Source organism: Massilia sp. CFBP 13721, from assembly GCF_014842025.1.
Taxonomy (GTDB): Bacteria; Pseudomonadota; Gammaproteobacteria; order Burkholderiales; family Burkholderiaceae_D; genus Telluria.
Map to the genome: position 1 here is coordinate 235,509 of NZ_JACYUY010000005.1, position 20,481 is coordinate 255,989.

The 20,481-nt window shown below is 63.8% G+C and carries 23 protein-coding genes; 8 read left to right on the forward strand and 15 right to left on the reverse strand.

Annotation, left to right across the window (positions count from 1 at the left end):
- Nucleotides 1-104: 104 nt before the first annotated feature.
- Nucleotides 105-938 (reverse strand): 3',5'-nucleoside bisphosphate phosphatase, encoded by an 834-nt coding sequence (locus IFT60_RS07070; protein WP_192051143.1) that lies wholly within the window; start codon nt 936-938, stop codon nt 105-107.
- Between the two features lie 94 nt (nt 939-1,032).
- Here IFT60_RS07070 and IFT60_RS07075 point away from each other — a divergent pair, with 94 nt between their 5' ends.
- The gene (locus tag IFT60_RS07075; protein ID WP_374000831.1) at nt 1,033-1,452 is read left to right on the forward strand and encodes a GFA family protein; all 420 of its coding nucleotides are present in this window, start codon (nt 1,033-1,035) and stop codon (nt 1,450-1,452) included.
- Nucleotides 1,453-1,653: 201 nt separating this feature from the next.
- Here the strand turns inward: IFT60_RS07075 and IFT60_RS07080 are convergent, their stop codons facing one another.
- Nucleotides 1,654-2,532 (reverse strand): alpha/beta fold hydrolase, encoded by an 879-nt coding sequence (locus tag IFT60_RS07080; RefSeq protein ID WP_192051000.1) that lies wholly within the window; start codon nt 2,530-2,532, stop codon nt 1,654-1,656.
- 302 nt (nt 2,533-2,834) lie between these two features.
- Here IFT60_RS07080 and IFT60_RS07085 point away from each other — a divergent pair, with 302 nt between their 5' ends.
- From IFT60_RS07085 to IFT60_RS07095, 3 genes are read left to right on the forward strand one after another with little or no spacing between them, the layout of a single operon-like run.
- Nucleotides 2,835-3,359, forward strand: coding sequence for a gamma carbonic anhydrase family protein (locus IFT60_RS07085; protein ID WP_192051002.1), 525 nt, complete (start codon nt 2,835-2,837; stop codon nt 3,357-3,359).
- Nucleotides 3,360-3,362: 3 nt separating this feature from the next.
- Nucleotides 3,363-4,319, forward strand: coding sequence for an Hsp33 family molecular chaperone HslO (gene hslO, locus IFT60_RS07090; RefSeq protein ID WP_192051005.1), 957 nt, complete (start codon nt 3,363-3,365; stop codon nt 4,317-4,319).
- A gap of 16 nt (nt 4,320-4,335) precedes the next feature.
- Nucleotides 4,336-4,764, forward strand: coding sequence for an acyl-CoA thioesterase (locus tag IFT60_RS07095; RefSeq protein ID WP_197986240.1), 429 nt, complete (start codon nt 4,336-4,338; stop codon nt 4,762-4,764).
- Here IFT60_RS07095 and IFT60_RS07100 read toward each other — a convergent pair.
- Nucleotides 4,761-5,066, reverse strand: coding sequence for a hypothetical protein (locus tag IFT60_RS07100; RefSeq protein ID WP_192051007.1), 306 nt, complete (start codon nt 5,064-5,066; stop codon nt 4,761-4,763). The genes IFT60_RS07095 and IFT60_RS07100 overlap by 4 nt on opposite strands.
- A gap of 211 nt (nt 5,067-5,277) precedes the next feature.
- On the opposite strand from IFT60_RS07100, the gene IFT60_RS07105 reads away from it, so the two are divergent.
- Nucleotides 5,278-5,784: a Dps family protein gene (locus IFT60_RS07105; protein ID WP_192051009.1), complete on the forward strand. Its 507-nt coding sequence runs from the start codon at nt 5,278-5,280 to the stop codon at nt 5,782-5,784.
- Nucleotides 5,785-5,841: 57 nt separating this feature from the next.
- Here IFT60_RS07105 and IFT60_RS07110 read toward each other — a convergent pair whose 3' ends face one another.
- From IFT60_RS07110 to IFT60_RS07120, 3 genes are read right to left on the reverse strand one after another with little or no spacing between them, the layout of a single operon-like run.
- Nucleotides 5,842-7,305, reverse strand: coding sequence for a M48 family metalloprotease (locus IFT60_RS07110; protein WP_192051011.1), 1,464 nt, complete (start codon nt 7,303-7,305; stop codon nt 5,842-5,844).
- A gap of 2 nt (nt 7,306-7,307) precedes the next feature.
- Complete coding sequence (locus tag IFT60_RS07115) at nt 7,308-7,694, reverse strand: hypothetical protein (RefSeq protein ID WP_192051014.1); 387 nt, start codon at nt 7,692-7,694, stop codon at nt 7,308-7,310.
- On the reverse strand, nt 7,669-9,045 hold the full coding sequence (locus tag IFT60_RS07120; RefSeq protein ID WP_192051016.1) for a CHASE2 domain-containing protein: 1,377 nt from the start codon (nt 9,043-9,045) through the stop codon (nt 7,669-7,671). The genes IFT60_RS07115 and IFT60_RS07120 overlap by 26 nt, the downstream gene beginning before the upstream one ends.
- 424 nt (nt 9,046-9,469) lie before the next feature.
- Between IFT60_RS07120 and IFT60_RS07125 the strand changes: the two genes are divergently transcribed.
- The gene (locus IFT60_RS07125; RefSeq protein WP_192051018.1) at nt 9,470-10,009 is read left to right on the forward strand and encodes a DUF2726 domain-containing protein; all 540 of its coding nucleotides are present in this window, start codon (nt 9,470-9,472) and stop codon (nt 10,007-10,009) included.
- A gap of 205 nt (nt 10,010-10,214) precedes the next feature.
- Nucleotides 10,215-10,817, forward strand: a complete 603-nt coding sequence (locus tag IFT60_RS07130; protein ID WP_192051021.1) for a PEP-CTERM sorting domain-containing protein — start codon at nt 10,215-10,217, stop codon at nt 10,815-10,817.
- A gap of 35 nt (nt 10,818-10,852) precedes the next feature.
- Here IFT60_RS07130 and IFT60_RS07135 read toward each other — a convergent pair whose 3' ends face one another.
- The 8 genes from IFT60_RS07135 to IFT60_RS07170 form a co-directional block, all read right to left on the reverse strand.
- The gene (locus IFT60_RS07135; protein ID WP_192051023.1) at nt 10,853-11,290 is read right to left on the reverse strand and encodes a hypothetical protein; all 438 of its coding nucleotides are present in this window, start codon (nt 11,288-11,290) and stop codon (nt 10,853-10,855) included.
- A 279-nt stretch (nt 11,291-11,569) separates the two neighbouring features.
- Nucleotides 11,570-11,974: a DUF3224 domain-containing protein gene (locus tag IFT60_RS07140; RefSeq protein ID WP_192051025.1), complete on the reverse strand. Its 405-nt coding sequence runs from the start codon at nt 11,972-11,974 to the stop codon at nt 11,570-11,572.
- A 283-nt stretch (nt 11,975-12,257) separates the two neighbouring features.
- Entirely contained in the window at nt 12,258-12,524 is a 267-nt protein-coding gene (locus IFT60_RS07145) for a hypothetical protein (protein WP_192051028.1), read from the reverse strand.
- Nucleotide 12,525: 1 nt separating this feature from the next.
- The gene (gene ftsB / locus IFT60_RS07150; RefSeq protein WP_192051030.1) at nt 12,526-12,885 is read right to left on the reverse strand and encodes a cell division protein FtsB; all 360 of its coding nucleotides are present in this window, start codon (nt 12,883-12,885) and stop codon (nt 12,526-12,528) included.
- Nucleotides 12,886-12,956: 71 nt separating this feature from the next.
- Nucleotides 12,957-14,240, reverse strand: coding sequence for a phosphopyruvate hydratase (gene eno / locus IFT60_RS07155; RefSeq protein ID WP_192051032.1), 1,284 nt, complete (start codon nt 14,238-14,240; stop codon nt 12,957-12,959).
- Nucleotides 14,241-14,335: 95 nt separating this feature from the next.
- Complete coding sequence (gene kdsA, locus IFT60_RS07160; RefSeq protein WP_192051034.1) at nt 14,336-15,193, reverse strand: 3-deoxy-8-phosphooctulonate synthase; 858 nt, start codon at nt 15,191-15,193, stop codon at nt 14,336-14,338.
- The gene (pyrG, locus tag IFT60_RS07165) at nt 15,190-16,893 is read right to left on the reverse strand and encodes a CTP synthase (RefSeq protein WP_192051036.1); all 1,704 of its coding nucleotides are present in this window, start codon (nt 16,891-16,893) and stop codon (nt 15,190-15,192) included. The genes kdsA and pyrG overlap by 4 nt, the downstream gene beginning before the upstream one ends.
- 47 nt (nt 16,894-16,940) lie before the next feature.
- Nucleotides 16,941-17,144 (reverse strand): hypothetical protein, encoded by a 204-nt coding sequence (locus IFT60_RS07170; protein WP_192051038.1) that lies wholly within the window; start codon nt 17,142-17,144, stop codon nt 16,941-16,943.
- Here IFT60_RS07170 and IFT60_RS07175 point away from each other — a divergent pair.
- Nucleotides 17,143-18,852, forward strand: coding sequence for a methyl-accepting chemotaxis protein (locus IFT60_RS07175; RefSeq protein WP_192051041.1), 1,710 nt, complete (start codon nt 17,143-17,145; stop codon nt 18,850-18,852). The two genes, IFT60_RS07170 and IFT60_RS07175, sit on opposite strands and share 2 nt — an antisense overlap.
- A gap of 235 nt (nt 18,853-19,087) precedes the next feature.
- Here IFT60_RS07175 and IFT60_RS07180 read toward each other — a convergent pair whose 3' ends face one another.
- Nucleotides 19,088-20,431, reverse strand: a complete 1,344-nt coding sequence (locus tag IFT60_RS07180; protein WP_192051043.1) for an amidohydrolase — start codon at nt 20,429-20,431, stop codon at nt 19,088-19,090.
- Nucleotides 20,432-20,481: the final 50 nt, after the last annotated feature.

Sequence of the window (20,481 nt, forward strand, 5' to 3'; positions counted from 1 at the left end):
CGTCAACCATGCGTCGTGTTGGCTCGTCATTTTGAGAACAAGGCCAACACCATGCGAACGTCACGCGTGGGCACGGGGCGCCCACCCCACGCGCAACACAACGATCAAAACCAGTCGTACCACACCGGCGTTACCCCGGCCGGCAACGGCGGCAGCGCATCGAACTCCACCCGCGCCTCCCCCGGCGCATGGAAATCCGTTCCGCGCGACGCCAAAAAGCCATAGCGCCGCGCCACCTCGGCATAGGTCGCGTACTGGTCCGGTGTATGGCTGCCGGTCACGACCTCGATTGCATTCCCGCCCAGCTGGCGGAATTCGTCGAACAGCGCGTCCTCGGCCGTCTGCGAGAATTTGTAGCGCCCCGGATGCGCGATCACGGGAATGCCGCCGGCGCCCTGGATCCAGCCCATGGCTTCCGGCAGCGAGGCCCAGCGGTGCGGCACGTAGCCCGGCTTGCCTTCGGTAAGGAAGCGGCGGAACACCTCGGTGGTGGTGTCGCACTTGCCGCATTCGACCAGGTAGCGCGCGAAATGGGTGCGCGAGAGCAGGTCCGGGTTGCCGACGAATTTCAGTGCGCCCTGGTAGGCGTCCGGGATGCCCGCTGCTTCCAGCTGAGCGGCAATTTCGCGTCCGCGCGCATCGCGTCCGTTGCGGGTCTGGGCCAGGCCGGCCAGCAGCGCCGGATTGTCTTCGTCGATCTGCAGGCCGACCAGGTGCACGGTCTGGTTGGCCCAGGTGACCGAGATTTCGACGCCGGGCACGAAGCGCATGCCCTGCTCTGTCGCCGCGGCGCGCGCCGGCTTGACGCCGCCCACTTCGTCGTGGTCGGTCAGGCCCCAGACCTCGACCCCGCCCTTGCGCGCGTAAGCGGCCAGGGCGGCGGGTGCGAGCACGCCGTCGGAGACATTGGAATGGCAGTGAAGATCGACTTTCAGCATGATGCGCGGGCGGTTTTCTGGACGAGCAAACATTGTACGCCGCATTGCGCGGGCCGGCGCGACGGCGTCCGCTTGCCGGGGTGGAAATGGTAGAGTGAGCGTTTCATTTCGGGAGCGCATGATGCGGACTTGCCACGGCAGCTGTCATTGCGGCGCGGTGCACTACGAAGCCGACCTCGCCGCCGGCACCGTCAAATGCAATTGCTCGGTCTGCACGAAGATGCGTTTCTGGGCGGTGCAGGTGCCGTCCAGCGCATTCCGGCTGCTGGCGGGCGAGAATGCCTTGAGCGAGTATCGCTTCGCTGCCAAGCGCGACGTTCATTGTTTTTGCCGGCATTGCGGGATCAATGTGTTTTCGACCGGGCATTCGGCGCGGCTGGGGGCGTTCCATGCGGTGACGGTGGCGAGCCTGGATGATGTGCCGGTGGAAGAATTGCTGGCGGCGCCGGTGCGTTACGTCGATGGGCGCAATGATGCGTGGGAGGTGCCGCCGGTGGAGGTGCGGCATTTGTAGGGGATGCAAATATTCTTTGCAGTTTGAGGCTGGGATGCAAATTTCCTTTGCATCGTGCTTACGCTAACTGAACGCGTGGACGGGGGACCCGTCCACCCTACATTATGCTCGTCGGGCGACGACCCTATCCCGTAGGATGGGCACTTGCGCCCATGCGGATTCGACTCACCATGAACAGGCAACAGCCCCAGAGTCTCCACATCACCGCGCCAAAAACGCTTCGATCAACCCCGCCAGCACCTCCGGCTGGTCATGGTGCACCATATGCCCCGCCCCCGGCACGATGTGCGGCTCCACCGACGCCATGTGCGCCAGCCGCCCATCGACTTCCGCCCGCATTCCGTCCTGCGGCCCCATCCACTTCCACATTTCTGTCTCGGCGCCCTCGATCCACAGCACCGGCGCGCTAATGCGCTTCCACATGGCGATCATCTCGTCGAGGTGGTACAGCAGCGGCCCCGGCATCTTGTGCGCCGGATCGCCCAGGATTTCGTACTCGCCGGCATCGTTGGGCGCCGACCAGTGTTCGGCCAGGAAGGCCGCGCGCGCGAACGGCAGGCGCGGGTTCGTCTTGCGCAACCGCCCTGCCACTTCGTCGAGGCTGGCGTAGCCGCGCATAGTCGGCGGCGTGCGCAGCTCGTCCAGCCACTTGGCCATGCGCTTCGGCGCCTGCTCCGGCCTGGCGCCCATCAGGCCGATGCCTTCCAGGTTGATCAGCTTTCGTACCCGCTCCGGCCGCACGCCCGCATACATGCTGACGATGTTGCCGCCCATGCTGTGGCCGAGCAGGTTCACCGGCGCGTCCGGCGAATAATGCTCGAGCAAGGCGTCGAGGTCGGCCACGTAGTCCGGGAACCAGTAGGTGTCGGAATGGCTGCGCTCGGAGAGCCCGAAGCCGCGCCAGTCGTTGGCGATCACGTGCCAGTCTCCGGCAAGGTGATCGACGATGAACTGGAACGAGGCCGACATGTCCATCCAGCCATGCGACATGAACAATGTCGGGGCGCCTTCGCGGCCCCAGTGGCGCACGTGGGTGCGCAGGCCGCGGATGGTGAGGAATTCGGAACGGGAAGGTGTCATGTCGGCCCTAAAAAAGTACGGTCGTTCGGATCAATGTTGATTATACGCATGCCCTTGGATTCTTGCCCACCGTCCCCATTTACGTACTCACCCAAAAATAAATGTGTTTTTGGCTGCCATAACCGGCGCGCTGCGGCGTTGGCTCGCGCTTGCAGTGCTCGCACTGCGGCGCACTCGCCGCCTTGCATCGCCTCCGGTTCTGTTTGCCAAAATTCACATTTATTTCTGGTCGAGTACTTAGCTGCAATCAGCGGACGCGAGCGCGTAAAATAGCGTCACTTCAACCTTCCGCGAGCACATCCATGGCGATTTACCAGCTGGGCGAGCATGCCCCCGAGATCGATGCGTCGGCCTTCGTTGCCGATTCGGCCAACCTGATCGGCAAGGTGACGCTCGAGGCGAATGCCTCGGTGTGGTTCGGGGTCACGATTCGCGGCGACAACGAGCGCATCACCATCGGGGAAAACAGCAACGTCCAGGAAGGCACGGTGATGCACACCGACATGGGCTACCCGCTCGTGATCGGCAAGGGCGTCACCATCGGCCACCAGGCCATGCTGCACGGCTGCACGGTGGGCGACGGTTCGCTCATCGGCATCCAGGCGGTGATTCTCAACGGCGCGAAGATCGGCAAGGGTTGCCTGGTCGGCGCCGGCGCCCTGGTGACCGAAGGGAAAGAGTTCCCGGATAACTCGCTGATATTGGGTTCGCCTGCGAAAGCGGTGCGAACGCTCACGGAAGAAGACCTGCTGCGTCTGCAAGGCAACGCCGCCAGTTACGTGGCGCGTGGCCAATTGTTCAAGGCGCAGCTCAAGCACATCGGATAGAGAATGACGACAGTAGACACCAAGGACACCCTGCAGAAATTTATCTTCGACAACGCCGCCGTGCGCGGCGAGCTGGTCGAGATTTCCGACACCTGGCGCGAGATCCAGGCCCGCCACGGTTACCCAAAAGCCGTGCGCTCGATGCTGGGCGAGATGGTGGCCGCCGCCGCCCTGCTGTCGGCCAACCTGAAATTCAACGGCTCGATCGTGATGCAGATCCACGGCGACGGTCCCGTGCGCCTGCTGGTGGTCGAGTGCGACGCCGACCTGCGCATCCGCGCCACGGCAAAATTGGCCCCGGACGCGCACATCGTCGACGACGCCGGCCTGACCGACCTGCTCAACGTGAACCGCCGCGGCCGCTTCGTGATCACGCTCGACCCGCTAGAAAAGATGCCGGGCCAGCAGCCCTACCAGGGCATCGTCCCGCTCGACGGCGACAGCGTGGCGACCGTCATCGAAAACTACATGCTGCGTTCGGAACAGATGGACACCAAACTGTGGCTGGCGGCCGACGACAAGGTCTCGCGCGGCTTGCTGCTGCAAAAACTGCCGCGCCACAGTGGCAAGGATGACCAGACGGTGCAGGCGAGCGAAGAGGAAGACCTGGAAACCTGGCACCGCGCGGTCATGCTCGGCCAGACGCTGAAGCAGGAAGAACTGCTCACGACCAACATCGAAACGCTCCTGAACCGCCTGTTCTGGGAAGAGACGATCCGCGTCTTCGATCCGCAGCACCCGCAATTCCACTGCAGCTGCACCCGCGAAAAGGTCGGCAACATGCTGAAAATGCTGGGCCAGCCGGAAGTCGAATCGGCGCTGGCGGACCTGGGCGAACTGGGCATCAACTGCGACTTCTGCGGCAAACACTACGCCTTCGACAAGGTCGATTGCGCGCAGCTGTTCGCCACCGCGACCACGGCCGACGCGCTGGTGCCGGCCCCCGATATCAAACATTGATTAGAGATAATTAACGATGCGCGACACGCCCCGCTCCGCCTTCCCCCACTTGTCGACGCTGCCGACGCGCTGGATGGACAACGACAGCTACGGGCATGTCAACAACGTCAATTACTACAGCTTCTTTGACACCGCGGTCAATCGCTTGCTGATCGACCGCGGCGTGCTCGACATCCACAAGAGCGAGGTGGTCGGCTTCGTGGTCGACACCGGCTGCTCCTACTTCAGTTCGATTTCCTTTCCCGACACCATCCATGTCGGCGTGCGCGTGGCAAAGCTCGGCACATCGAGCGTGCGCTATGAACTGGCTTTGTACCGCAACGACGAGCCCCTGCCCGCGGCGGCCGGGCATTTCGTGCACGTGTACGTGGACCGTCCCAGCGGCAAGTCGGTACCGATTCCGCCTGCGGTGCGCGCAGTCCTCGCGAGTCTGCAGGTCGCTTAGCCTCGCAGGTGCGCGATCTCGACCGAGCCGTTTTCGTCGAACACCGGTGATGATTGCGCGAGGCGCACGGCATCGTTGAAATCGCTTGCCGCGACGAGACAATAGCCGGACAAGGCGCTGCTGCTCAGCTTGGGGCCGATCAGGCGCGTCGGCACCTCGACGCTGCCATGGCTGAGCGCACCGCGGTCGACCAATGCCCCGCCCAGCGCGTTGAACCAGGCATCCCAGCGTGCCGGATCATGTTGCGGACCTTCGGCTTGCCCGATGGTCGCACCCCGAAAAACGATCAGAAACCTTTCCATGCCGTCTCCTCCGCGGTTGTTGCGCACGTGGCCATGCGCCAGTGGCTCGACGGTAGCACAAGCCTGCCGGCAGCGACGCACGACATTGCCGTGTCCCGCAATTGAAACGGGGCATCGTGCCGCACGATTTTCCAGCCGGTGCTAAGCTGTTGCATTGTTAGCAGTGTTGTAAATTTCACCAACACTAACACTTACTTATGGGAGAACTGCAATGCACATGGATACCGGAATCAACACTGAAGACCGCGCAAAAATCGTCGAATCGCTCTCGACTGTCCTGGCGGATGCTTTCATGTTGTACCTGAAGACGCACAATTTCCACTGGAACGTGACGGGCCCGATGTTTTCGACCTTGCACGTGATGTTTGAAGAACAATACACCGAGCAGTGGAATGCGCTGGACGAGATCGCCGAGCGCATCCGCGCGCTGGGTCATTTCGCACCGGCCACCTCCAAGCGTTATGTCGATCTGTCGAGCATCACCGAAGAACCGGAAGTGCTGTCGTCCAAGGACATGATCCGCCAACTGGTCGACGGCAACGAAGTCCTGGTGCGCACGATGCGCGCTGCTGTCAAGGTCGCCGACGAGCTCGACGACTTCCCGACCGCCGACATGCTGACCACCCGCATGGAAGTGCACGAGAAGAACGCGTGGATGCTGCGCTCCTTCCTCGAGCAGGGCGCCGGCGCGCAGCAGGGCGAAGCGTCGTCGAACTAAGGCAGTACCGCCGCGGCGCGCCCCGACAGGGAGCGCGCCCGGCTTTTATTCCCAGTTCTATTTCCACTTGAGCATTTTCATGACCTTGTCGGCGGCGTTCTTGCTCAGTTGGTCTTCACGGGCCTTTGCCTGCGCTGCCTGTTGAGCGCGTTCCTGCTCGGTATTGGCGCTCTCCCCGCACGCCTTGCGGTAGCTTGCGTATTGCAGGCAACGCGTCATTATGCCGGTCTGCGCCAGCGCGTCCCCGCTCTCCCGGTAGATCGCCACCATGTCCGGCATGGCGCTGGCCGGTTCGCCGAACATCTTGAACAGGGTATCGAGCCCCGCTTTCGCCTGTGCCGGTTGGGCCGGCATGTGGGCCAGGTAAACCGCCTGGCGCAAGGCGTTCCACGAGCGTTCCGGCCAGTCCCTGTTGCGAACGAGAACCTCCGCCTGCGCGAGAGACGATGCCCCGGTGCGCCGCATCGCGTCCTGCAGCGTCAGCAGCATGGTGGCGTCGCCCGCCGTCGCGCCGGAAGCCGCCTGTTGCGCCAGCTTTAGCGCCTCGCCCTGCTTGCCCTGCGCCTGCAGGGCGGCAATGCGCGGCAGCAGCGCAAAATGGGCCAGTACTTCGGCCGTGCCCGGCGCGCGCAGCGCCGCCTGCCACGGGGCCTTGCGCGGCGCCGGACGCGGACGCGGCAACAGCGGCGCGACGCGCTCGGTCAACAGCGTCTCGCGCTCTTGCGCACTGGCGTGGGTCTTGCGCGCAGTCGTGCCCGCCACGGCCGCGCCGCTGGCGTTCGCCGTATTCGTGGCTGCCGCGTCGCGCGCTTCGAGCGTGGCCAGGCGCTCGAGGAAGGTTTTAAAACCCGCCGGGTAGGAATAGCCGGCGCGCATGCTCAGGTGTACCCCGGCCATGTCGGCCTGCTGTTCGACGTCGCGCTGCCACACCGGAATCAGGGCGTCGTGCGCCAGGCTGTTGGCGGCGCCGATGGTGTCGCCCACGCCCCACTTGACGGCCCCACCCGTGCCACCGATCTTGCCTGCCAGGACACCGAGGATGGTACCGGCAAAGCGCAGGTTTTCCGCCGTGTTATGCGTTTCGTAGGTGGCCTGGTGGTTCAGGTACACGTGGGCGAACTCGTGCGCGAGCACGGAATAGATTTCGTCCTCAGATTCGGCCGACTGGATCAGCGCGATATGCAGGAACAGGTTGCCGGCGGCCGACGCGTGGGCATTGAGCGTGGTGTCGGCGGAGATGTACACCGATCCCGGCCAGTCGGGCACCCCGGCCGACGCCTTGAGCCTGGCGTACAGGCCGTCCAGGTACTGTTGCAGCGCCGGCATCGACACCAGTCCGTTGCCGTGGACGCGGTTATCGTCCAGGCTCGCCCGGGGGTCGGCCCACACATGCGGCGGTGGCGGCGGCAGCTCGGCGACACCGGCAACGGCCGGGATCTCGGCCGCCGCTGCCGCCGGGGCTGCCGCCATCCAGGCGAACGCGGCCAGCCATGCCGCGGCGCGCAAGCGGGGTGGCTGCATCCTCATTTGCAGCGCACGCGGCCAAGGCCAGGGGCGCCGGCGACCGGGACCGGCTGCACCTGGCCGACGCGCACCAGCTGCGGGCAAGCGTCGCTCGATGCCCGCGACACCGTGACCTGCATCGCGTCGACCCAGGCATCCTTGCCATTCAGGGCGACCCGGTAGAAGCTGTTCTTTTCTTCCTTGATTGCCCACGGCAGGCCAGCAACCGGCAACATGACGCCCGGCTCGGCATTGTCGGGGACTGCGAACACCTCGACCTGCTTGCCCTTGACGGCGACGACCTCGTCGGCGGCAAGCGCGGTGCCGGCTGCAAGGCCCAGGACGAGCAGCATGGCGGCCGGGCGCGCCAGCTGAGCCAGCTTAAGTAGCGGGGGTGGGAACATCATCGACAGGCTCCTCGGGAGAAACGGTTATTGGAACGGGTTGGATGGCGGATTGCGGTACCGCAGGCGGCAGCAGCAGGTGGCGGCGCAGTTTTTCGTTCAGGTCGAACCACTCGGCAAACAGGGTCATGAAGATCACGCCGACCACGGACAGCACGCCCAGGCCGAAGAAGCGCTGCCCGGCCCAGATCATCGTGTACCCGGCCACCAGCACGCCCGCCACACGGATCAGCCACACGGCGGGCAGCACCAGCAATGCGCCCCATTGCACGCCCTCCGTCCTGCGCAGGCGCAGGCGTGCCATCCAGAACTCGACCGGCTCCTCCAGCAGCTGCGTGCCGAAACGCGCCTCCACCCAGGGGCGCAGCAGCTTGGGTACGATGGTCACGAACAGGATCGACAGCCCCAGGAAGGCGACCAGCGGCGCCTGCTCGCGACCGGGCTGCATGGACATATGGCGCGCATGGTCGTCGCCGTCGACCAGCAGGTTGTCGAGCGCCATCGCGTGCAGGTAAATGCCCGGAATGCGCCCATGCAGGGGCGACTGGACGAAGTCGCCCGAATTCGTCGTGCCGAGTCCGACCAGGACGAGCTTGCCCTCGATCTGTCTGCGCAGCTGCGCCTCGCCTTCCGTGGTCGTGTTCGCAAGATCGCCGGCGTGCAAGGTTTCGTGATACACGCACAGGGGCTTGTCGGTGTCCTCGTACCAGAGGCCGCGTATGCCCGGGGGCAGCAGCTCTGCAAAGCCGCTCCATGGCCGGCAATACGAGGCGACGTTCGGGCCGGCATCCTGGCGCCAACCGGTGCCCTGCCCGGCCTGGTAGCTGCCCCAGGTCAGAGCCAGCGGATGCCGTACCGCCGCCAGTGCGCGGCCGCTGGCCGCCTCGTGCAAGGCCAGCGCCGCGCTCCTGAGCGGCGCGGCGCCCTGCCCGGCGCGCTCGGCGACAAGCGGATAATTCCAGGCAATGCGGTCGATATCGTCAGGGGTGTATTGAATCGCCACTTTGTCGAAGCATTTGCCGGCGAGTGCGTCGAGTTCCGGGCGCAATGGGTAATTCCCGCTGCCGTCGCGCGCGCTGGCCAGGAATACGGCAATGCCCTCGCGCCGCAATGCGCATAAGGCGCGGTTTAATGCGGCGAACGAAGGGTCGTCGCGCTGCGCACTGAAATAAATATCGACGAAGATCGCTTTCGGTTTGTAGTGGGCGATGGCGCCGAGCAGGCGCGCGGAATAGCCGTAACGGGCGGGCCAGACCTGGCCTGCCGCCGCCAGCGCGGCATCATCGATCAGCAATACCCGGATATCGTCGCGCCTGCCTTCCCCATACTGCGCGCCCGCGATCGGCGCATACACGCGAGCCTGCTCGCGCGTAGCGAACTCTTCGCCAAACAGCCATTGCAGGATGAACGCCAGAGAACAGCCGATGAGAAGCGCGAAAGCACACTCGTACAAACTATGCCGGAATGTTTTCTTTTCTGGAGCATTCACCTGTTCATTCCGGCTGGACGATAACAGGCGAAGCATGCCCGAAAATGGATTCCAAGACAATTATTAATTTAATATTAGAAATAATTTGCCTGAATCCTGATACGCATTTGTTCAAAATGTGCACTGGCTATTTATCGATACGTGCCTGGACGCATCTGGATCGCCGATCGCCCGCCAGTTTGCGTCGCTGACAATTCACCCTGCCTCAGGAATAATATAGTTCCCTTGGGCAACATATTGTAATAGGATATGGTCTCACTACCGCCTTCATAGAAAGGAAGTACGCCTCATGAAAACATTGCTCGTCCTATCCATGCTTGTTGCGCTGGCCGCCGTCGTTGGCGCGATGCTGGCGAAAGGCGCGAAAAAGACCGGACGTAGCGGCGCTTATCGGGCCCGCAAGCTGATGTCCGATAACGAACAGGAATTCTTCGGCCGGCTCGTCGCCGCCCTGCCCGACCATAATGTGTTTCCCCAAGTGGCAATGTCGGCCCTGATCGAAGCCGCCAGCGCGGATAAAAAGATGGCGCACGGCGACCGTCTGAGGATTGCCCAGCAGCGCGTCGATTACGTCGTTTGTACCGGGAACTGCGACGTCGTCGCCGTCATCGAACTCGATGACCGGACCCATTCCGCCGCAAAAGACGCCCTGCGCGATGCGCGGCTGGAGCAAGCGGGCATTCGTACTGTGCGCTTCCAGTCGCGCAAGAAGCCTGCAGTCGACGTGCTGCGTGCGGCGATTCTGGGTGTGATTCCCGTCACGCTGGCGACACCGTCCGCTTCAGTGCTCCATACGGTCCCTGCATCCGCAAGCCTGCTGACGCCATGAGTAATGCATAATGGCGGAAATGGCCAAGTTTCACGCAAATACCGGAGAGCGGCGAAGCCGCTTGCCGTGCAGGATGATGTCCTGCCTGTCGGTAATTTTTACACTGCATATGTAAAAAAGATCGCACTCCAATTGTCTCCATAGGACACATTTGTTGTGGAACGTTCCTTGCTTTAGAAAAGCTACCAAAAACAAAGGATCACCCATGAACATCAAGTCTGCCCTAGCCGCTGCCGCCTGTTCCCTGCTTCCCCTGCTGAGCCACGCCGGCATGGTCTACGAATGGACTGCGACCAACGACAAGACGCCGCTGGGCATCACGCTGGAACTCGAATTCGACCGCCAGACTGTCGAAGCCGGCACGTTCCAGTTTGCATTCGTCCAATATATCGGCAGCGCCCCGGCGCCTGTGCAAGGCCTGCTCGGCCTGCGCTACAGCTACCCGGGCATGGGCCAGCTTATGCATTATTCGTCCACCAACGGCCGTGGATTCAGTACCCGCTTCGGCTATCTCGACATGAACCTGTCCTTCGGCGCAGACGGGTTCCTCACCGGAGCGCTGTACGCCAACGATCAGTTCTCTCATATTAGGATGGGGTCGAGCGGCCAGGTGTTCACGGTAAGCGATGCCAACAGCGATGGCAGCATGGCGGGCGCAGGATGCGGAGGGCCAAGCGGCAACCAGTGCGCAGGTGCAACCGGCTACCTGAAACTCGTCCGCGACACCGAGGTTCCCGAACCGGCGAGCATCGCCCTGTTTGCCGCCGGACTGGCCGGGCTGGCCGGGCTGCGCCGCAAACGCGTCTAAGGACGCCATGGGGTCATACGACCCCATGCATGTGCTCAGCGCTGCGCGATGCGCGAAGAGAGGACAACGACCTGGGCCAGGCGCCCATCCGGCACAAAGCTCATCGTCATGCCGTCCGCGAATTCGCCTTGCCTGAAGCGCATGCTGACCTTGCCGTCGCGCGAGACGAAGGTATCGTTGCCGACCGAACGCAGCCGCATCGGTTTTTCGCTGTCGATGCGCGCCTCGATGTAGCGTCCCGACACCATGCTGACCTTGGTCCGCCAGCCGTTCGACATGCTGTACGAGCCGGCAATCTCGCGCGCCTGGTCGGGCGTGACGAAGGCGCTGGCGGCAGGCGCCGTCACCTGTACGGTCGACCCGGCCGTATCGTCGTCGACTTGTGGATAGGGCATGGTGCGGGCCGAGGCGGCACTGGCCAGGAGGAGCAGGCAGGCGGGGAGCAGGCGGTGCAGGCGATAAGCGTGACGCATGATGGTTCCTTTACGAAGCGGGATAGGTTCGGACCAGGCAGCGTATCGCCACCTGCTCCTTCGGAATTCCGCAATGCATTCCAAGTGGATTGCGGATGACCCAGTCTATGCCGGCGCTCGCCGGCAAAACAGCACTATCCAGCCCGTATCACGAAACAATCTCAAGCTGCATAAAAGCAGATCGCAACGAAATGAATCGAAATCCCGCATGCAGATGCCATTTTTCGAATCATATGGGGTCGATTCTGCCAAGCATCTCCCTAGCCTGCTTGTCGGCGTTCACGCTTGCGGCAGGATGTAGTCGAATTCGTAGAAATGCTTGCGCTCCTCGATACGGATGCGCATCGTGCCGGCGATCCCGGTCAGCTCGCCGGTGCCTGAATCCGGCACGACCGTGATCGACAAAGCCTGCGCCCCGCGCGCCATGGTGCCGCTGTGCTGGACGACGAAGCTGCCGCTACGGCCCTGCAGGGTGCCGGTCACGCGCTCGATGGCGACGTAGCCGGCCGAGCCTTCGGTGGTCGTCATGGCCGACAGCATCTCGCCTACGCCCGTAGCCTCGAGCTCGCCGTGGTAGCGCTTGTCGATGGCCATGCGGCCGGTGGTCATGCCATCGCGTACCTCGGGCTGGCCTTGCGGGGTGACGGTGACGTCGAATGGTCCTGCGACATGTTGCTGGCTCATGATCGGCTTCCTTGTGAATGTAGAGATGGCGAACATTCTAGGGCAATCAGGACGGCTTGCGGACGCTGATCTAGGCCTAATCGAGAGTGCGGGCTGTGCATGGGCCGGTTGAACGCGTGGGCGGGGGACCCGCCCACCCTACGGGTCAGATCAATTTGAATTGGTCGGGTTTGCGTCGGCAGATGGCATGCACCTCAACGCCAAAGGTCGTGGACGATGCACAGACCCGTAAGGTGGGCGGGTCTCCCGCCCACGCGTTCAAAGGACACGCGAGCAGCCGCGGTTAGTGCGCCGCCCCCGGCATATGCAAGTCGATCACCTTCATGATCGCCAGCGTGGTCCCCATGCTCATTTCGCCGCTAACGAAGGCATGGCGCAGTTCAAGCTGGGGCAAGCCTGCGGCGGCGGCCAGGTGGGCCGTGCCCTCGGCACGGGCGGCAGTGGCGAAGGCTTCGGCGAGGCTGGCGGCGTCGCCGCTCTCGAAGGCGGCGGCGAGGTAGGCGGCGAGCGCCTCGAGCGTCGTCAGGGACGCGGGGTCGGTAGAATGCATCTCAGTGGGTCGGTGCGTGGGCAGCGCCTTTGCCGGGCTTGGGCGCCGGCGGTGGCGGCGGCACCGTCATCGATTCGGTCGGCTGCTCGTCTTTCCTCAGCACCTGCACGAAGATTTCGTTTTGCTTGATCATGCCCAGCTCCAGGCGCGCGCGTTCCTCGACGGCGCCGGTGCCTTCGCGCAGGTCGCGCACTTCCGATTCGAGCTTGGCGTTGCGCGCCTTGAGCTGCTCGGTCTTGACCTGGGCCAGCTGGACCTGGTCGCGCATGTCGGCGACGGCGAGCATGCCGCCCTTCCCCAGCCACAGGGGGTATTGGATCAGGACCAGTAAAGCGGCGAGAACGAGCGTAATGATGCGCATGGCGGAATTCGGGAACGCGGGCCGCGCCAGGATGGGCGGCCCGCGGGGTACATCGATTTATTTCAGACGAATCACTTCAAATTATAGAAAGCATCACGGCCAGGATAGCTGGCGACGTCGCCGAGGTCTTCCTCGATGCGCAGCAGCTGGTTGTACTTGGCCATGCGGTCCGAACGCGACATCGAGCCGGTCTTGATCTGCAGGGCGTTCAGGCCCACCGCGATGTCGGCAATGGTCGAGTCCTCGGTTTCGCCCGAACGGTGCGAAATCACGGCCGTGTAGCCGGCGCGCTTGGCCATCTCGATGGCGGCGAAGGTCTCGGTCAGGGTACCGATCTGGTTGATCTTGATGAGGATCGAGTTGCCGATGCCCTTCTGGATGCCCTCTTTGAGGATCTTGGTGTTGGTGACGAACAGATCGTCGCCCACCAGCTGCACGCGCTTGCCCAGGGCTTCGGTCAGGATGCCCCAGCCTTCCCAGTCGCCTTCATGCATCGCGTCCTCGATCGAGATGATCGGGTATTTGTCGCACCAGGTCGAGAGCATGTTGGTGAAGTCGGTCGCGCTCAGTTCCAGGCCTTCGCCTTCCAGGTGGTACTTGCCGTCCTTGTAGAACTCGCTGGCGGCGCAGTCCAGGCCGATGGCGATTTGCGTGCCGGCTTCATAGCCTGCCTGCTCGATCGCCTGCATGATCAGCTTGATCGCTTCTTCGTGGCTCGACACCGATGGGGCGAAGCCGCCTTCGTCGCCGACCGCGGTCGACAGGCCCTTCGAATGCAGGATCTTCTTCAGGGTGTGGAACACCTCGGCGCCGTAGCGGATCGCTTCCTTGAAGCTGGGCGCACCGACCGGGATGATCATGAATTCCTGGATGTCCAGGTTGTTGTCGGCGTGGGCGCCGCCGTTAATCACGTTCATCATCGGCACCGGCATCTGCATCGCGCCCGAACCGCCGAAGTAGCGGTACAGCGGCAGGCCCGCTTCCTCGGCGGCGGCTTTCGCCACGGCCATCGACACGGCCAGCATGGCGTTGGCGCCCAGGCGGCTCTTGTTTTCGGTGCCGTCGAGGTCGATCAGGGTGCGGTCGAGGAAAGCCTGTTCGTTGGCGTCCAGGCCCATGATGGCTTCGCTGATTTCGGTGTTGATGTTCTCGCAGGCTTGCAGCACGCCCTTGCCGAAATAACGCTTCGGATCGCCGTCGCGCAGTTCGATCGCTTCGCGCGAACCGGTCGACGCGCCCGACGGCACGGCCGCGCGGCCCATCACGCCGGATTCGAGCAGGACGTCGCATTCGACGGTCGGATTGCCGCGCGAGTCAATGATCTCGCGGCCGATAATATCAACGATAGCACTCATGTTTTACATCTCCAAAGGGTAAAAATCGTCTCGCACATGAAAGACGAGGCGCCAAAGAGGCGCCTCGACTCGCTTGCTACATTAGCTCAGCAGTATTATGCCTTGAAGTCGTTCTCGAGGAAGCCCGCACGCTTGACCACGCGATCGATCTCGACCAGGGTGGTAAGCAGTTCCTTCATGCGGCCCAGCGGCACCGCGTTCGGGCCGTCGGACAGGGCGTTCTTCGGATCCGGATGGGTTTCCATGAACAGGCCGGCGATGCCCGCCGCGACCGCCGCGCGCGACAGCACCGGGATGTGTTCGCGCTGGCCGCCCGAGGACGTGCCCTGCCCGCCCGGCAGCTGCACCGAGTGGGTGGCGTCGAACACCACCGGGCAGTTCGATTCGCGCATGATGGCGAGCGAACGCATGTCCGAGACCAGGTTGTTGTAGCCGAACGAGGCGCCGCGTTCGCAGGCCATGAAGTTGTCTTCGTTCAGGCCGGCCGAACGTGCCGCATTGCGTGCCTTGTCGATCACGTTCTTCATGTCGCCCGGCGCCAGGAACTGCCCCTTCTTGATGTTCACCGGCAGGCCCGAACGGGCGCAGGCGTTGATGAAATCGGTCTGGCGGCACAGGAAGGCCGGGGTCTGCAGGACGTCGACGATGCTCGACACCTCAGGAATCTCTTCCTCGGTGTGGACGTCGGTCAGCACCGGCACGCCGATGGTCTTTTTGACGTCGGCGAGGATCTCCAGGCCCTTTTCGCGGCCAGGGCCGCGGAACGAAGTGCCCGACGAGCGGTTCGCTTTGTCGAACGAGGATTTGTAGATGAACGGGATGCCGAGTGCCGAGGTGATTTCCTTGAGCGTGCCGGCGACGTCGAGCGCCATCTGGCGCGATTCGATCACGCAGGTGCCGGCGATCAGGAAGATCGGCTGGTCCTGGCCTACTTCAAAGTCGCATAACTTCATGCTGCGTCTCCTTGCAAAGCGGTGGGGGCCGCATCTAAAGGCCCATTTGCGGCGGTGGCGGTGTTCGCCGACTGGTGCGCCAATGCGGCCTGGATGAACGACGTGAACAGCGGGTGGCCGCTGCGCGGGGTCGACTTGAATTCAGGGTGGAACTGCACGCCCATGTACCACGGGTGCGCGTTGTCGCCGCTGCGCGGCAGTTCCATGATTTCGCACAGGTTCTCGTTCGGGGTGCGCGCCGCGACCACGAGGCCGGCCGCTTCCACCTTCGGCAGGTAGAAGTTGTTGGCTTCGTAGCGATGGCGATGGCGCTCGGTGACTACGTTGCCGTAGATCTCGGCCGCCAGCGTGCCCGGATTGACTTCGCAAGTCTGCGCGCCCAGGCGCATGGTACCGCCCAGGTCCGAGTTCTCGTCGCGCTGTTCGACTTTGCCGTCGTGGTTCTGCCACTCGTTGATCAGGGCGACGACCGGCTGGTCGGTCTCGAGATCGAATTCGGTCGAGTTCGCATTCGGCAGGCCGGCCATGTGGCGCGCGTATTCGATCAGCGCGACCTGCATGCCCAGGCAGATGCCCAGGTACGGGATCTTGTTTTCGCGGGCATAGCGCGCGGCCATGATCTTGCCTTCCACGCCGCGCTTGCCGAAGCCGCCCGGCACGAGAATCGCGTCGTACTTGGCCAAATGCTCACAGCCTTTTGTTTCGATCTCTTCCGAGTCGAGATATTCGATGTTGACGCGGCTCTCGGTGTGGATGCCGGCGTGGCGCAGCGCTTCGGTGAGCGACTTGTACGATTCGGTCAGGTCGACGTACTTGCCGACCATGCCGATGGTGACTTCGCGCTTCGGGTTTTCCAGCGTGTAGATCAGCTTCGACCACATCGACAGGTCGGCCGGCGGCGCCTGCAGGTCGAGCGCTTCGAGGATGATGTCGTCCAGGCCCTGCTCGTTGAGCACTTGCGGCACTTTATAGATGGTATCGACGTCCCACACCGAAATCACGGCCTGCTCTTCGACGTTGGCGAACAGCGAGATCTTCGCGCGCTCGTCGTCGGGGATGCGGCGGTCGGCGCGGCACAGCAAGGCGTTCGGCGAAATGCCGATCTCGCGCAGCTTTTGCACGCTGTGCTGGGTCGGCTTGGTCTTCAGTTCGCCGGCGGACGCGATGTAGGGAACCAGGGTCAGGTGCACGAAAGCGGTCGACTTGCGGCCGGCGCGCAGCGACAGCTGGCGTGCGGCTTCGAGGAAAGGCAGCGACTCGATGTCGCCGACGGTGCCGCCGATTTCGACCAGCGCGACGTCGACGCCTTCGGCGCCGCGGCGGATGTAGTCCTGGATTTCGTTGGTGATGTGCGGGATCACCTGCACGGTCTTGCCGAGGTACTCGCCGCGGCGTTCCTTGCGGATCACCGATTCGTAGATCTGGCCGGTGGTGAAGTTGTTCACCTTCTTCATGCGGGTGCTGATGAAGCGCTCGTAGTGGCCGAGATCGAGGTCGGTCTCGGCGCCGTCGTCGGTGACGAAGACTTCGCCGTGCTGCATCGGGCTCATCGTGCCTGGATCCACGTTAATGTAGGGATCGAGCTTGAGCATGGTGACTTTGAGGCCGCGCGATTCGAGGATCGCGGCGAGAGAGGCGGCCGCGATTCCCTTGCCCAGGGAAGAGACGACGCCGCCAGTGACGAATACAAATTTGGTCATTGTGCTGAAGGTGCCGAATGGCACGCGCGGGAAATTGAAATTATACCTCAAACAGGCAAATACAGCTTCATCAACGGCCTCCTGCCGGGCTGGCGCGGCCGTTTCACCTTCCCGCAGGCCGCCTGTTTCGTAAAGACAACAACTCGCGCCATCACACATCCAAATGAGGGATATATATCCCAGTTGTAATTGAAATTGCCGTGAATCACGGTTAAATTCAGATTTTCCTTTTTATTAGGCAGCGGCGTCATGGGCTTTTTTAGCAACCTCAACATCGGCAAGCGCCTGGCGATCGGCTTCGCGCTGACCCTGGCCATGGCGGTCCTGATCGCCGTGGTCGGCATCTACCGCGTCAATGGCGGCGCCGCCAGCACGGCGCAAGTCCTGGCCGAGCCGCTGGCCAAGGAACGCATGATCACGGAGTGGTATATGCAGGTCTTCGGCGCCGTGCGCCGTACGGCGGCGATCGTCAAGAGCAGCGATGCCAGCCTCGGGCCCTTCTTCAAGGAAGACAGCGCCGCGACCGGCAAGCGCTCGGCCGAGCTGCTCAAGCAGATCGAAGCCCTAATCGTGCCTGGCGAAGAAAAAGCCCTGTTCGACCGCATCACCGAACAACGCAAGGCCTATTCGAGCGCGCGCGACGAAGCCGTCAAGGCCAAGGCCGACGGCGACCAGGAACTGGCCGCGCGCATCCTCGACGAGCGCTTCACGCCCACCGCCAAGGCCTACCAGGAATCGATGCAGCAGCTGGTCGCGATGCAGGCGGCGCACATCAGCGCCACCGCACGCGACATCGACGCCCGTGCACACGACAGCCAGACCCTGATCGCCACGCTGGCCCTGTTCTCGGTGCTGCTCGGCGCCCTCGCCTCCTGGCTGCTCACGCGCGGCATCGTGCGCCCGATCCAGCAAGCGGTGCAGCTGGCCGAGACGGTCGCCGGCGGCGACCTGACGCGCCGCATCGACGTCACCACGCGCGACGAAACCGGCGCGCTCCTGCGCGCACTCGGCCACATGAACGACAGCCTGGTGCGCATCGTCAGCGAAGTACGGGGCGGTACCGACACCATCGCCGGCGCCTCGAGCGAAATCGCCAGCGGCAACATGGACCTGTCCGCGCGCACTGAACAACAAGCCGCCTCGCTCGAAGAGACGGCGGCCTCGATGGAACAGCTGACCGGCACCGTGCGCCAGAACGCCGACAACGCGCGCCAGGCCAACCAGCTGGCCATCACCGCCTCGAACGTGGCGATCGAAGGCGGCGCCGTCGTCGGCCAGGTCATCACGACCATGGGGTCGATCAACGAATCGTCGCGCAAGATCGTCGACATCATCGGCGTCATCGACGGTATCGCCTTCCAGACCAACATCCTGGCGCTGAACGCCGCGGTGGAAGCGGCGCGTGCCGGCGAACAGGGACGCGGCTTCGCCGTCGTCGCTTCCGAAGTGCGCAACCTGGCCCAGCGTTCGGCCGCGGCGGCCAAGGAAATCAAGGTCCTGATCGGCGACTCGGTCGAGAAAGTCGATGTCGGCGCCAAGCTGGTCGACCAGGCCGGCGCCACGATGGAACAAGTGGTCGAATCGATCCGCCGCGTCACCGACATCATGGCCGAGATCACCCACGCGACCCAGGAACAGACCGGCGGCATCGAGCAGGTCAACCAGTCGATCGGCCTGATGGACGAAGCGACCCAGCAGAACGCCGCCCTGGTCGAGGAATCGGCGGCGGCGGCCGGCGCCATGCAGGAACAGGCGGCCAGGCTGGCGCAGGTGGTGGGGGTGTTCAAGCTCGATGTGCAGGCGGCGGCAGCGCCGGCGCCGGCGCCGGTGCGCGTGGTCACGGCGCGTCCGCAGTTGGCGCGTCCGCTGGCAAAGGCGGCGCCGGTTGCAGCGGCACCAGCCAAGCCGGCCGCGCGCGCCAAGGCCACGGCCGCGGCCGAAGAGTGGGAAGAATTCTGATCGCTACCGTTTGACGTGATCGATAGAGCCGCCCGCATGCCGGGCGGTTTTTATTTGTGCCGCGGGTAAGCGAACGGTGAAACGCGTGGAGTCGGGACTCCACCCTACAATTCGCGCGATACGTAGGGTGGAGTCCTGACTCCATGCGGTACGGCGCCCGCCCATCGCCGACGCATCCGCAAGACCAAAAAAAAACGCCGGCATCAAGCCGGCGTTTTCATGACTACCTGGTACCTTACTTCTTCTGCCCCGGCTTCAGCAGATCCAGCAGGATCGCCGTTTCCGCCGTGATGAACGAACGCACGGTCGGCTTGAAGTCCGGCGCCCACTGCGGCGAGTGCGTACCAGGCGGGTACTTGCCGGCCGCGCGGGCATCGGCCAGTTTCTTCGGTTCGACGGCGCCCACGTGCAGCAGCACGGCTTTCACACCGGCCTGGCCGTAATTCGCAAAATCTTCCGACGTCATCTTGGCCGGCATCTCGACCACGTTCTTGGCGCCCAGCGCGCCCTGCACCGCCGTCACGGCGCGTGCGGTCAGCTCGGGGTCGTTGTAGACCGAATCGGCGCCCGGCACGATGTCCACTTGCGGCTTCTTCGGCATGCCGGCGGCCATTGCCTCGCCTTCGACTTCACGCACGATGCTGGCCAGCACGCGCTTGCGCACTTCCGGGCGGAAGGTACGCACCGTCAGCTGCAGCTTGACCTGGTCGGGCACGATGTTGGCCTGGGTGCCGCCGTGGATGCTGCCGACGGTGATGACGACCGGGTCGGCCGGGTTGTTCTCGCGCGAGATCAGGGTCTGCAGCGCCAGCACGACGCGTGCCGACATGACGACCGGGTCGCGCGTTTCCTGTGGCGTGGCGCCGTGGCCGCCCTGGCCGTGCAGGGTGATGGTGACGGTGTCGGCCGACGCGCGGAAGTGGCCGGCGTGCCAGCCAAGCTGGCCTGCCGGCAGCGTGCCTTCGTCGTGCAGCGAGATCGCATAGTCAGGCTTCGGGAAGCGCGTGAACAGGCCATCCTTGAGCATCGCGGCGGAGCCGGTCAGCGGTTCTTCGGCCGGCTGGCCGACCAGCATCAGCGTGCCGCTCCAGGCCTTGCGGTTTTCCGCCATCAGCTTGGCGGTGGCATACCAGGCCGACATGTGGACGTCGTGGCCGCAGGCGTGCATGGTCGGGACGGTCTCGCCGGCGGCATTCTTGGCGGTGGCGGTACTGGCGAACGGCAGGCCGGTCTTTTCCAGCACCGGCAGCGCGTCGATTTCGGTACGCAGCATGGCGATCGGGCCAGGGCCGTTCTTCAGGATCGCGACGACGCCGGTGCCGCCGACGCCGGTGGTCACTTCAAAGCCCAGCGCTTTCACGCGTTCGGCCAGTTTTTTCGCGGTCTGGTGTTCCTGGAAGGCCAGCTCCGGGTTGCGGTGCAGGTCCTGGTAGAGGGCCTCGATGGCGGGGAAATCCTTGTCCAGCTGGGCGGTGAATTCGGGTGGCAATGCTGCTGCCGCATGGGCGGCGCCGGCGAAGGTGCTCGATACGGCAGTGGCCAGCAGCAGATATTTCAGGAGGCGGGAAGTTGGTTTCATGGTCTTGTTTAGGTATGGCGGGTGACCCGGAATCTAGTCCAGATTCCGGA